Origin of the sequence: Rhizobium sp. R339 (assembly GCF_002211395.1) — a bacterium.
GTDB lineage: Bacteria > Pseudomonadota > Alphaproteobacteria > Rhizobiales > Rhizobiaceae > Rhizobium.
The window spans coordinates 38656-51543 of sequence record NZ_LOKV01000024.1 but is presented as its reverse complement, the minus strand read 5'-3'; the positions used below and the strand labels follow the sequence as shown (position 1 = coordinate 51543).

General features: G+C 61.6%; 13 protein-coding genes. 8 read left to right on the top strand and 5 right to left on the bottom strand.

What is annotated here, in order from left to right; translation table 11 throughout:
- Positions 1 to 171 precede the first annotated feature (171 nt).
- Both fabG and fabD read right to left on the bottom strand, forming a co-directional pair.
- On the bottom strand, positions 172 to 909 hold the full coding sequence (gene fabG / locus ATY76_RS23010) for a 3-oxoacyl-[acyl-carrier-protein] reductase (protein ID WP_008522356.1): 738 nt from the start codon (positions 907 to 909) through the stop codon (positions 172 to 174).
- A 31-nt stretch (positions 910 to 940) separates the two neighbouring features.
- Entirely contained in the window at positions 941 to 1885 is a 945-nt protein-coding gene (gene fabD, locus ATY76_RS23005) for an ACP S-malonyltransferase (protein WP_088677029.1), read from the bottom strand.
- A gap of 209 nt (positions 1886 to 2094) precedes the next feature.
- Between fabD and ATY76_RS23000 the strand changes: the two genes are divergently transcribed.
- From ATY76_RS23000 to ATY76_RS22970, 7 genes are all read left to right on the top strand, one after another.
- A complete protein-coding gene (locus tag ATY76_RS23000; RefSeq protein ID WP_088677028.1) occupies positions 2095 to 3138 on the top strand; it encodes an aldo/keto reductase in 1044 nt (347 codons plus the stop codon).
- Between the two features lie 209 nt (positions 3139 to 3347).
- On the top strand, positions 3348 to 4967 hold the full coding sequence (locus tag ATY76_RS22995; RefSeq protein ID WP_190233716.1) for a heme peroxidase family protein: 1620 nt from the start codon (positions 3348 to 3350) through the stop codon (positions 4965 to 4967).
- A 298-nt stretch (positions 4968 to 5265) separates the two neighbouring features.
- Positions 5266 to 5724, top strand: a complete 459-nt coding sequence (gene rpsF, locus ATY76_RS22990; RefSeq protein WP_011424774.1) for a 30S ribosomal protein S6 — start codon at positions 5266 to 5268, stop codon at positions 5722 to 5724.
- 12 nt (positions 5725 to 5736) lie between these two features.
- Positions 5737 to 5985 (top strand): 30S ribosomal protein S18, encoded by a 249-nt coding sequence (gene rpsR / locus ATY76_RS22985; protein ID WP_004680498.1) that lies wholly within the window; start codon positions 5737 to 5739, stop codon positions 5983 to 5985.
- Between the two features lie 155 nt (positions 5986 to 6140).
- Positions 6141 to 7127, top strand: a complete 987-nt coding sequence (locus tag ATY76_RS22980; RefSeq protein ID WP_088677026.1) for a DUF2232 domain-containing protein — start codon at positions 6141 to 6143, stop codon at positions 7125 to 7127.
- Positions 7128 to 7148: 21 nt separating this feature from the next.
- Positions 7149 to 7727, top strand: a complete 579-nt coding sequence (rplI, locus tag ATY76_RS22975; protein ID WP_088677025.1) for a 50S ribosomal protein L9 — start codon at positions 7149 to 7151, stop codon at positions 7725 to 7727.
- Positions 7728 to 8110: 383 nt separating this feature from the next.
- Complete coding sequence (locus ATY76_RS22970) at positions 8111 to 9607, top strand: replicative DNA helicase (RefSeq protein ID WP_064692681.1); 1497 nt, start codon at positions 8111 to 8113, stop codon at positions 9605 to 9607.
- A 22-nt stretch (positions 9608 to 9629) separates the two neighbouring features.
- Here the strand turns inward: ATY76_RS22970 and ATY76_RS22965 are convergent, their stop codons facing one another.
- From ATY76_RS22965 to ATY76_RS22955, 3 genes are all read right to left on the bottom strand, one after another.
- Complete coding sequence (locus tag ATY76_RS22965; RefSeq protein ID WP_088677024.1) at positions 9630 to 9932, bottom strand: AzlD domain-containing protein; 303 nt, start codon at positions 9930 to 9932, stop codon at positions 9630 to 9632.
- Positions 9929 to 10633, bottom strand: coding sequence for an AzlC family ABC transporter permease (locus tag ATY76_RS22960; RefSeq protein ID WP_088677023.1), 705 nt, complete (start codon positions 10631 to 10633; stop codon positions 9929 to 9931). Before ATY76_RS22960 ends, ATY76_RS22965 begins: the two co-directional genes overlap by 4 nt.
- Positions 10634 to 10700: 67 nt before the next feature.
- The gene (locus tag ATY76_RS22955) at positions 10701 to 11522 is read right to left on the bottom strand and encodes an AraC family transcriptional regulator (protein ID WP_088677355.1); all 822 of its coding nucleotides are present in this window, start codon (positions 11520 to 11522) and stop codon (positions 10701 to 10703) included.
- A gap of 194 nt (positions 11523 to 11716) precedes the next feature.
- On the opposite strand from ATY76_RS22955, the gene alr reads away from it, so the two are divergent.
- A complete protein-coding gene (gene alr, locus ATY76_RS22950) occupies positions 11717 to 12880 on the top strand; it encodes an alanine racemase (RefSeq protein ID WP_088677022.1) in 1164 nt (387 codons plus the stop codon).
- The last annotated feature ends 8 nt before the right edge of the window (positions 12881 to 12888 follow it).

The following is a 12888-nucleotide window of genomic DNA, read 5'->3' as shown; positions in this document are numbered from 1 at the left end:
TGTCCCAGGCTTGCGAAAAGCCCGCCGGTCCGTCTGCTTTCTCGGGACGACTGTTCACAGTCATGGCCCGCTTAACATGCTTTATGTCTGCCGCAAAGCCAGAAAATCAACGCTTCGTGATTGCTCAACATGCTATTGCGGGAATTATTCCCGTGGCGATGGTTTGTCGTTTCAGATCATCGCCATGCCGCCGTTTACGTGCAGCGTCTGGCCGGTCATGTAAGCGGCCTCCGAGGAGGCGAGATAGGCGACGGCGGAGGCGACTTCGCCGCCCGTACCCATGCGCCGCATCGGGATTGCCCCCATGATCGCTTCCTTCTGCTTGTCGTTCAGCTTGCCAGTCATGGCGCTTTCGATGAAGCCGGGCGCGACGCAATTGACCGTCACGTTGCGGGTGGCGATCTCCTGCGCCAGCGATTTGGTGAAGCCGATCATGCCGGCCTTGGAGGCGCAGTAATTGGCCTGGCCTGGATTGCCGGTGACGCCGACGACGGAGGTGATGTTGATGATACGGCCATAGCGGCGGCGCATCATCGGATGCGTCAATTCGCGCGTCAGGCGGAAGGTCGCGGTCAGGTTTACTTCGAGAACGGCGTCCCAGTCCTCGTCGCTCATGCGCACGAAGAGACCGTCCTTGGTGATGCCGGCATTGTTGACCAGAATATCGACGCCTTCGAGATCGGCTTCCGCCTTCTGGCCGAGCGCCTTGACCTCGTCGCGGTCCGACAGGTTGGCCGGGAAGATCTTGACGCGCTCGCCGAGCTCGGCTGCCAGCGCTTCCAGCTTCTCGACGCGGGTGCCGTGCAGGCCGACGATCGCCCCCTGCTTATGAAGAAGGCGGGCGATTTCCTCGCCGATGCCGCCCGATGCGCCGGTGACGAGAGCCTTGCGGCCGGAAAGATCGAACATGGAAACGTTCCTTATTGTCTGGAGATAGCAATCAGGCCATGAGGGCGGCGACGGCCGCATCGATGTCGGCGGGACCATTGACCGAGACGCCGTTGATCGTTTTGTCGATGCGGCGGGCAAGACCGGTCAGCACCTTGCCGGAGCCGAGTTCATAAAGCGTCGTGACGCCGTTGCCGGCGAACCATTCCACCGTCTCACGCCAGCGGACCTGACCGGTCACTTGCTCGACCAAGAGACCCGCGATCTCGTCGGCGCCCGTGACGGGGGCTGCGCGGACATTGGCGATCAGCGGGACGACGGGGTCGGATTTGGCAACCGTTGCTAAGGCCTCGCGCATGGCGTCGGCGGCGGGCGCCATCAGCTTGGAATGGAAGGGAGCGGAAACCGGCAGCAGAATGGCGCGCTTGGCGCCCTTCTCGGTCGCAAGGCCGGCCGCCCTTTCGACGGCCGCTTTTTCACCCGAGATGACGATCTGGCCGCCACCATTGTCGTTGGCGATCTGGCAGGCGCCGGTGGCTGCGGCCGCCTCGCAGACGGCAACGACGTCGGCATGTTCGAGGCCGATGATCGCGGCCATGGCGCCGACGCCGACAGGAACGGCGGCCTGCATGGCATTGCCGCGGATCCGCAGCAGCCGCGCGGTATCGGAGAGCGAAAAGGTGCCGGCAGCGCAAAGTGCGGAATATTCGCCGAGCGAGTGGCCGGCGACATAGGCGACCTTCGACTTCAGATCCAGTCCCTTGGCCTCAAGAATGCGGACGACGGCGATCGACACGGCCATCAGGGCCGGCTGGGCATTCGCCGTCAAGGTCAGCGTGTCCTCGGGACCGTTGAACATGACATCCGAAAGCTTTTCACCGAGCGCTTCGTCGGCTTCCTCGAAAACGGCGCGCGCTTCCGCGAAATTCTCGGCGAGATCCTTGCCCATGCCAACGGCCTGGCTGCCCTGGCCGGGAAAAGTGAAAGCGATGGTCATTCTCGTATCCCTGGTTGCGCCCCGCGAGGCTATTTTGCCTCCAATTGACATTCTTTCCGGGAGAGTCAAGTGGCGGCAAGTTCTCTGCAAAGCCTTTCGCACCGGCACAAAAGCCCGGTTTTGCTCTTGCGCTCCGTCAAATCCGGCCTAGATTTGCGCGGGCACTTCCCAAGGCTTCCATCTCAAGATCGCTCCCCAAGGTTTTTCCCATGAAGTATAATTCGCTCGGCCGCACCGGCATCTCCGTTTCAGAAATTTGCCTCGGCACCATGACGTGGGGTTCGCAGAACAGCGAAACCGACGCTCATGCGCAGATGGATTACGCCGTCGAGAAGGGCGTCAATTTCTTCGATACCGCCGAGCTTTATCCGACCACCCCGGTCTCGGCGGAAACACAGGGCTGGACCGAAGATTACATCGGCAGCTGGTTCGGCAAGTCAGGCAAGCGCAGCGATATCGTGCTCGCCACCAAGGTCGCCGGCCGCGGCCGCGATTACCTGCGAGGCGGCGACGGCGCGGATGCAAAGAATATCCGACTGGCCCTGGAGGCCAGCCTGAAGCGGCTAAAGACCGATTACGTCGATCTCTATCAGATCCACTGGCCGAACCGCGGCCATTTCCACTTCCGCCAGAACTGGGGCTATAATCCCTTCAACCAGGACCGCGAACAGGCCGTCGCCAACATGCTCGACATCCTGGAAACGCTCGGCGCGCTGGTCAATGAAGGCAAGATCCGCGCGACCGGCCTTTCCAACGAAACCACCTGGGGCATCCAGAAATATCTGACGCTCGCAGAACAGAAGGGCCTGCCGCGCGTCGCCAGCGTCCAGAACGAATACAATCTGCTCTACCGCCATTTCGATCTCGACCTCGCCGAACTCTCGCATCATGAGGATGTCGGGCTGCTCGCCTATTCGCCGCTCGCCGGCGGCATCCTGACCGGCAAATATGTCGGCGGCGCCAGGCCGAAGGGCTCGCGCGGCTCGATCAACCACGATATCGGCGGCCGCCTGCAGCCGCTGCAGGAGCCGGCGACCAAGGCCTATCTGGAGATCGCAGCGCGATACGGGCTCGACCCGGCGGCAATGGCGCTCGCCTTCTGCCTGTCGAGACCCTTCATGGCGTCGGCCATCATCGGAGCGACCTCCATGGAGCAGTTGAAGGTCGATATCGGCGCGGCCGAGGTGAGGCTGTCGGACGAGGTGCTGGCGGAAATCGCCAAGGTGCACCGGCAGTATCCGCTGACGCTGTGACGGCTTCCGGAAGCTAAAGGAAGGGACGCACGCGTCCCTTCCTGAGCGTTCGCTGGGTCTAACCTTCAAAAAAACGATGGTAAGCGAATACAAACATAAAATTGCACGAATCCCGAAGTATTAATTTATAATTGCATTAGCCCTTATTTAAATAGATAATCTCGCCCGCCGGGCACATGAACTGTGCCCCTTCTTGGGGGGAGATTATCATGCATCACGGAAGCAAGAATTTCGATGTAACAGCGCCGCGCTCGCGCTTTTACCAAGGCGGCTTCGGCCGAATATTTGCCGATCTTGATCCATGGGCGCCAGAAGGCGTACCTGATCATCAGTTGGAAGAGCATTTTCTGAAGTTTGCGTCGGAAGAAATGGTCGAATTCCCCGGCAAAAAGCCGGAGGAGATCATTATCAGCGACAGCACGGCGGACGCCGGCAATCCCAATTCGCCGCTGAACTCTGCAATGCCATCCGGTTACGTATATTTCGGCCAGTTCATCGACCACGATCTGACGCTCGATGTAACGCCGCTCAGCGATGCCGAGCTCGATCCGAACCGCCTGCACAACTTCCGAACGCCTCGACTCGACCTCGACTGTCTTTACGGGATGGGACCGGATGCCCAGCCGCATCTCTATCAGCACGACAGCACGACCGGTGCCTTTACCGGCAAGCTGCTCGTAACGCCGATCACCGGCCCCGATCTCGGCACGCTTGCCGGCAAGCTCTTCGACTTGCAGCGAAACAGCGAGGGTAAAGCGCTGATCGGGGATCCGCGCAATGATGAGAACTCCATTGTCGCGCAAATCCATCTCGCCTTTACGCTCGCCCACAACAAGCTCGTCGACATTGCCTTTTCCAAGGCTCCGGCCGGCAAGCCGATCTCGGCAACGGAAGCCTTCAACCAGGCGCGCAAGACATTGCGCTGGCTTTATCAGTGGATCGTCTGGAACGACTTCCTGATGCGGATTGCCGACAAGGGCGTGCACAACGCAGCACTCGCACGCAAGAAGCAAGCGGACGGAAGGCATATCTGGAAGCCCGGTTATGACGACGTCTACTCATGGAAGAACCAGCCTTTCATGCCGCTCGAATTCTCCGTCGCCGCCTACCGTTTCGGCCATTCGATGGTTAGAAACGCCTACCAGACCAACGTGCGCAAGCCGCCGGCCGGCGTGGGAGTCTTTTTCCCGATCTTCAACAAGAACCATTCAAGCGACCTGATCAGCGGAAAGCCGCTCGACGTCCGGCGGGTACTGCAATGGGACTGGTTCTTCCAGATGAAGAGTTCCGTGCAGAACTTCCCGCAGCGGGCGCGCAAGATCGACACGAAGCTCTCGAACGCACTGATGTTCCTGTCCGAGGATCCACAGTCGCCTGCGGATCCGACCAAAGTGCTCAACGTTCTGGCTGCGCGCAACCTCACGCGCGGGGTGCGAATGAAACTTCCCTCCGGCCCCGATGTCGCCCGCCATCTCGGCGTGCCCGTCGTAGCGCTGAATGCGAAGGAGCCGGAAACGCTATGGTACTACATCCTCAAGGAAGCCGAGCAGACAGGCGGCAACCACCTGGGGGACGTGGGCTCCATCATCGTCTGCGCGACCTTCGCCGGGATCTTGAAAGGCGACCCGCTCTCCTGGTTCAACCAGCAACCTTTGTGGAGCCCCAATGACGACCCGCTGCTCAAGGATCAGTCCTTCAACGAGGACGGCGGAAACAAGGGCAATCCTCAATGGGGATTTCCTGCCATCATTCGAATGTCCGGCCTGCCATTCGACGGCTCACTCTTCTTCGTTCCTCAGCCGGCTCCTCCGCAGCCGGTGACAGCCTGAGGATTTCAGGTCAGCGATCTGCATGCGGCGGGGTTTTCCGCCGCGTGCACTTGCCTTTCCCGCAAAAATCCGTATAAGCCGCCCTGTTCGTTAACCCGGTCTTCTGGCTGGTGGCTGAACGGAGGGCCGGTTTCCTCGTGGAAATCGTTCGGAACGGAAGCGTTCCAGCCTCCCGTGTCTCCGCTCTCGACCGTCTCGGAAACGCTTTTCTTGCCTGGGTCCGCCCAATCAGGAGCAGTCGTTGAGGCTTAGCCGCCGAATATCGGGTTGAACCAAACGCAAGAAAGGCAAAGCTGTCATGGCTCTTTATGAACATGTATTCCTTGCCCGGCAGGATATTTCCGCTCAGCAGGTCGATGCCCTCGTAGAACAGTACAAGGGCGTGATCGAAGCTAACGGCGGTAAGGTCGGGCGCATCGAGAACTGGGGCCTCAAGTCCCTCACCTATCGCATCAAGAAGAACCGCAAGGCGCACTACGCGCTGATGGACATCGATGCACCGCCGGCTGCGATCCAGGAAATGGAGCGCCAGATGCGCATCAGCGAAGACGTTCTTCGCTACATGACCATCGCCGTCGAAAAGCACGAAGAAGGCCCGTCTGCCATGCTGCAGAAGCGCGACCGCGACGACCGCGGCCCGCGTGAAGGCGGCGATCGTGGCCCGCGCCGCGAATTCGGCGACCGTCCGCCGCGCCGTGACGGCGACTTCCAGCGTGGCCCGCGTCCGGATCGCGCTCCGCGCGAAGACCGTGCATAAGGAGATATAAGAATGTCTGAAGCTTCCTCCGCACCGGTCCGCCGCCCGTTCCATCGCCGCCGCAAGACCTGCCCGTTCTCCGGCGCAAACGCACCGCGGATCGACTACAAGGACGTACGCCTGCTGCAGCGCTACATTTCCGAGCGCGGCAAGATCGTTCCGTCCCGCATCACGGCCGTTTCCCAGAAGAAGCAGCGCGAACTCGCCCAGGCGATCAAGCGCGCCCGTTTCCTCGGCCTGCTGCCCTACGTCGTCGCCTGATCGGCTGACGCTATCACAATCGAGGGAAGGCATTCGTGCCTTCCCTTCTCCCTTCCGCGATGGGCGTGGATCGGAATTCTTAAAACCCATGTTGAGACGTTTCTGAATTCGATTCAGCAACACCTCTAACTGCTTGATGAAGCAGGACAGCGATCTTGAAACGACCGAACCTTAGAACGCTGCTGATCGGCGCACTCGCCGGATTGACCGCCGCCCTGCTGGTGCTGGGCGCGAGCATGCAGCCGTCGTTTTTCAGCGCGATCCTCTACACGGCCTCGGCGCTTCCGATCCTGATCGTCGGGCTCGGCTGGGGCAATGCCGCCGCGATTTCGGCCGTCGTCACCGCAGCCGCACTCGGCGCGGTCATGATCTCCCCCTCCTTCGCGCTCATCATGACGCTGGTGACGCTGCTGCCGGCCGGCTGGCTCAGCCATCTCGCCAATCTCGCACGTCCCGCCTCCGAGCTCGGCGGCCCTGACCATCTGCTTGCCTGGTACCCGCTCTCCGATATCCTGCTGCATCTCTGCGGCCTGGTGACGATCGCCGTCATCGTCATCGGCGTGATGATCGGCTATGGGCCCGAGGTCACCGATCCGATCGTCGATCTGCTGATCACCTCGGTCAAACAGCAGCAACCGGAATTCATGCCCGATCCGACGGCGACCGCGCAGACCAAATCGCTGATCCTGCTGATGCTGCCGGCGGTGCAAGGCGGCATGTGGGTCAGCATGCTGTTCGCAGCCTATTATTTCGCCGTGCGCATCGTCGCGGCATCAGGCCGGGGTCTTCGTCCGCGCGAGGACATTCCCTCATCGCTGCGCATGAACCGCAATTCGATCTTCATCTTCCTGGCCGGGCTAGCGGCCTGCTTCTTCGGCGGCGTCCCGGCGCTGCTCGGGGCGACCGTGATCGGTGCCTTCGGCGCCGGTTTCATGCTCTCCGGCTTCGCCTCGCTGCATTTCCGCACGCGTGGGAAGGACTGGCGCATACCGGCCCTCATCCTCTGCTACCTGGCTTCGATGCTCATGCTGCTGCCAGCTCTCCTCATCCTGGTCGTGGGTCTTAGCGATACGCGCAAGGCGATCGCGCTGACCCCGACGAAAGATGCCGATGCCCCCAAACAATCCGATACGAAAATCTGAGACACAAGAAAGGAAAAGAAAATGGAAGTCATCCTTCTCGAACGCATCTCCAAGCTCGGCCAGATGGGCGAAACCGTAAAGGTTCGCGACGGCTTTGCCCGTAACTACCTGCTGCCGCTCGGCAAGGCGCTGCGCGCCAACGCCGCCAACAAGACCCGCTTCGAAGCCGAGCGCGCGACGCTCGAAGCCCGCAACCTCGAGCGCAAGTCGGAAGCCCAGAAGGTCGCCGACGTCCTCGATGGCAAGTCTTTCATCGTTGTGCGTTCGGCCGGCGAAACCGGCCAGCTTTACGGCTCGGTCGCTGCCCGTGACGTCGTCGAGATTCTCGCCGCCGAAGGCTTCAACATCGGCCGCAACCAGGTTCACCTCAACACGCCGATCAAGTCGATCGGCCTGCACAAGGTCGAGCTGCAGCTGCATGCCGAAGTCGAAATCAACGTCGAGCTGAATGTTGCCCGTTCCGCCGAAGAGGCAGAACGCCAGGCCAAGGGCGAAGAACTCACCTCGGTTGACGCGATCTACGGCGTTGACGAAGACGCGCTCCGTCCGGAAGACTTCTTCGATCCGGAAGCCGACGGCGTCGACGAAGACGAAGCATAATATCGCCGGAGCGATCCGCGTGAGGGAAGCCCGGCCACCGCGCCGGGCTTTTTCGTTTCCGTTCGTTTGGTGCTCAGGCAGCCGCTGGATCATTTTTTACCGGGGGATTGTCTCGATGTTTTTGCTGCGTGCCCGATGTCATGGCGCTAACATCTCCTTCTCCGGAACGGACGAGCTGAGTCGGCTCCGTACCGTGTCCTCAGGGTGACACTACCAGTATTTCTCTTTTGTGGCGTTTGTGGCACCCCGGACTGTGGAGAAGTCGAACAATGGGCACAGGCGTTCAGGATTTAGGCGAGACCAGCCCCGCTCCGATCGCAGCCCCTTGATTTCTCCATCCGGAATTGCAAATCCGGAGTTGGAAAAAGACAGAACGGATGATGATGAACGACGCCGCTCGAAAGATTGCAGCCGTTGCTCCTTCGGAGCAGCACTATCGCGAAGCACCCAACAACATCGAAGCCGAGCAGGCGCTTCTGGGTGCCATCCTGATGAACAACGACGCCTATTACCGGGTGTCGGATTTCCTCAAGCCGATCCATCTCTACGAGCCGCTGCACCGGAAGATCTTCGAGGTTGCCGGCGACATCATCCGCATGGGCAAGATCGCCAACCCGGTGACGATCAAGACCTTCCTGAAAGCCGACGAGAAGGTCGGCGACATGACCGTCTCGCAATATCTGGCAAGCCTCGTCAGCAACGCGGTCACCGTCATCAATGCCGAGGACTATGGCCGGGCGATCTATGATCTCGCATTGCGCCGGGCGCTGATCACAATCGGCGAGGATGTCGTCAACATCGCTTACGACGCGCCGCTCGACATGCCGCCGCAGTCGCAGATCGAGGATACCGAGCGCCGCCTCTTCGAACTCGCCGAAAACGGCCGCTACGACGGCGGCTTCCAATCCTTCAACGATGCCGTCGCGCTGGCGATCGACATGGCGGCCGTCGCCAAGGAACGCGACGGCGGGCTTTCGGGCATCTCCACCGGCATCCATTCGCTGGATGCCAAGATGGGCGGCCTGCAGCGTTCGGACTTGATCATCCTGGCCGGGCGCCCCGGTATGGGCAAGACCTCGCTCGCCACCAACATCGCGTATAACATCGCCGCCGCCTATGAGGGTGAGGTGCAGTCGGACGGCAGCATGAAGGCCAAGAACGGCGGCGTCGTCGGCTTCTATTCGCTCGAAATGTCGTCTGAACAGCTCGCCACCCGTATCATCTCCGAACAGACGGAAGTCTCCTCCTCGAAGATCCGCCGCGGCGACATCAACGATGCGGATTTCGAAAAGCTCGTCGCCTGCTCGATGATGATGCAGAAGGTGCCGCTCTATATCGACCAGACCGGCGGTATCTCGATCGCCCAGCTTTCGGCGCGCGCGCGCCGCCTCAAGCGCCAGCGCGGCCTCGACGTGCTCGTGGTCGACTACGTGCAGCTGATGACCGGCTCGGGCAAATCGAGCGACAACCGCGTCCAGGAAATCACCCAGATCACCACCGGCCTGAAGGCGCTCGGCAAGGAACTCAACGTTCCGATCATCGCGCTGTCTCAGCTATCCCGCCAGGTCGAAAGCCGCGATGACAAGCGCCCGCAGCTTTCCGACCTTCGCGAATCCGGCTCGATCGAACAGGACGCCGACGTCGTGCTCTTCGTGTTCCGCGAGGAATATTACGTCAAGAACCAGGAGCCGCGCGATCCCCACGATCCGAAATATCCGGAATGGGAAGCGCTGTTCGACAAGGTGAAGGGCACGGCCGACGTCATCATCGCCAAGCAGCGTCACGGGCCGACCGGCACGGTGAAGCTCGCCTTCCAGGCAGAGTTCACCCGTTTCGCCGATCTCGCCGATCCTTCCTTCATACAGTACGAGGAACATTGACGCGGTTCCCGCGTCGATTTCCTTAGAACCCGGCGACCCGTAACAAGGCAACCGTTGCGACGCCAATTGCGACACTGACAAGCATGGGGAGACGGCGCGCGGCGATCGCCGTTGCCGCGCAAGCCAAGGTCTCTGCCCAGCCGGCCGCAAAAGCGGTCGGGGCAATGATCGCCATCAGCACGGCCGGCGGGATGGCCTCGATCGCCGTTCTGCGCCGCTCATCCATCTCGACATGACGGATCAGGACGAGGCCGCTGATGCGGGTGAATACCGTTGCGGCGGCCATCGCGAGGATGGCGATCATGGTGTTGAGGTCGAGCGTCATGCCGCCTGCTCCCGTGCCCTGCCCTGCCAGAGCGCCGTTGCCAGCCCGGCCAGAGCGCCGGCGGCGATATACCAGACCCCCGGCACGAAGTGATGGATCGCAACAGATGCGACTCCGCTCGCAGCAAGGACGGCGCCGGTTTCCGGCCCTTTCCAGAAACCCATGACGAGCACGATGAAGACGGCCGGAAAGGCGAAGTCGAGGCCGATGACCGCTGGATTGCCGAGAAAGGCGCCGAGCAGTGCGCCCGCCAGCGAAGAGCCGACCCAGGTGAGGTAGAAAGGCGCGACGATGCCGGCATACCAGGCCGGTGTCAGCCGCGTGCTGCCGGCGCGGAATTCCGCCATGGCCCAGAGCTCGTCGGCGAGGAAGAGCATGGCGGCATAACGTTTGACGCCGGAGAAAGACTGCATCTTCGTGCCGATCGACGCGCTCATCAGCACATGGCGGATATTGACCAGGAGGGCTGCGAAGCCGACACCGATCCAGCTTGCCGGGTGCGTCCAGATATCCATGGCCACGAATTGCGAACCGCCTGCAAAGACCAGCGCGCTCATCAACCCCGTTTCCAGCGGCGAAAGCCCCTTGGCGGCCGCGACCGCGCCGAAAACGAGGCCGATCGGCAAGACGGCGACAACAAGCGGAAAAATGGCGCGCATTCCGGCAAGAAATTCGCCGGATGGCCGGCTGTGCTGCAACATGGCAACCTCCTGATCAAGATCGCGGAGGGTTAACTCAGGCGGCCATGGCTGTATTGAACGAAAGTGATCAGCCCGTGCGGAATTGGCCGGGCGTCACACCCGTGCGCGCCTTGAAGTGCCGGGTGAAATGCGCCTGATCGGCAAAACCGCATTCGAGCGCGATATCGGCCGGCATGCGTCCCTGCCGCAGCAGCCGGCGGGCCACCTGCACGCGCCGGTCCGTCAGAAAAGCGTGGGGGGTGATGTGATATTCCTTGCGGAAGGCGCGGATGAGGTGGGCGCGGCTCAGACCCGCCACGCCAGCCAGTTCCTCGAGGCCGACGTCGCTGTCGAAGTTCTCGACGAGGTATTCGCGGGCGCGGGCGACCGCGCTTCGTTCCTTCGTATCGACGGGAACGATGATCGCGCTGCCGTGGCGCGCAAAGATCGCCGCCAGCACCGAAAACATTCCCTCATCGGACTCCAGCGCGCCGGCGCCGCTCTCGAGCGTTCGATGGGCGGCGTGAAAGGCATTGGCAAGCTGTGGATCGCGCGGAAGCCCGCCGGGGAAAGACGGCGTCGCATGAAAGGCCTTGCCGGTGACATCTTCGAGGATATCAACGAACAGCTTCATGTCGGGATAGATCATCCGGTAGCGATAGCCCTCGCCGCCAGGAGCGCCGTCATGGATCACACCGGGATCGATGAGATAAAGGTCGCCCGGGCCGGTTTCTTCCCGCCTGCCGCTCAGAGTGGCGATCTGGCTACCGCTTTCTATCGCGCCGATGCTGAAGGTATCATGCGCATGCGGCGCATATTCATGCGTCAGGAAGGTGGCGCTCAAACACTCCATGTCGCGGAAGCGGCTATCCCGCCAGAAGCGGGCCGATTCCACGTTCGCAAGCGGCATGGCTTCGGCCGCCTCTTTTTGCGATACGTTCTGCATCCACCAAGATTATCGCGGAAGCGCGCACGCGTCTTGAACAAAAGTGATCGTGGGACAGGCAAAGGGTGTTATGTCACCGCCTGCGCTTTCCCTCGGCGATCATGCTCTTTAAACTAGACTGGCTAAAGCGATTTCCTTTCATTACTTCACGGCGATTCATGACAGATTTTCCCATCCCCTTCGAAGATGACGATCTTTTCGCTTCCGCGGGCCTGCGGCTGACCGTCGATCTGACTGCGCTCACCGAGAACTGGCGCGACATGGCGCGGCGCTCCGGCGCTGCGCGCGCCGCGGCCGTCGTCAAGGCGGACGCCTACGGCATGGGCATCGAGGATGCCGGCGAAGCGCTCTACCTCACGGGCGCCAGGGATTTTTTCGTTGCAACCGTCGATGAAGGGGTGACGCTTCGTCTCTATGCGCCCGAGGCGCGCATCTTCGTGCTCTCGGGCATATGGCCGGGCACCGAACGGCGCTTCTTCGAGAACGATCTGGTGCCGGTGATCTCCTCCGACGAGCAGCTTGCCTTCTGGATGGCTGTGCTTGCCGATTATGGCGATTACCCTTGCGCGCTGCATGTCGATACAGGCTTCAACCGGCTGGGGCTGCACATCGACGATGCGCTGGCGCTTGCCGACGACGTCTCGCGGCCGGCAAGCTTTGCGCCGGTGCTCGTCATGAGCCACCTCGCCTGCGGCGACGATCCCGGCCATGCGATGAACCGGCGCCAGCTCGAATCATTCCGCAGGGTTAGCGCGGCCTATGAAGGCATCGATTCAAGTCTTGCCGCCTCCGCCGGAATTTTTCTCGGCGAAGACTATCACTTCGACCTGACCCGTCCCGGCATCTCGCTCTATGGAGGCGAAGCGGTCAGCGGCATGGCGAACCCGATGCGCCCGGTCGCCACCGCGGAAGCACGCGTCATCCAGGTACGGACGGTCGAAGCCGGCGAGACCGTCAGCTACGGGCGGGCGCTGCAGCTTCACCGCGACAGCCGGCTGGCGATCGTCTCGGCCGGTTATGCCGACGGCTATCTGCGCAGCCAGTCGAGCGGCGGCGTGCCCCTGCGCCAGGCCGTGCCGCAGGGCGGGCAAGGCTTCATCGCCGGACACAAGGTGCCCGTCGCGGGCCGGATCACCATGGATCTGACGATCTTCGACATCACCGACCTGCCGGACAATGCCGTACGCGCCGGCGATTATGTCGAGCTGTTCGGAAAGAACATGTCGCTCGACGAGGTGGCGCGGGCAGCAGGCACCATCGGATACGAGATCCTGACCAGCATGGGGCTGCGCCACGAACGGCGCTACGTGGCCGAGGAGTAGAGTTTGCT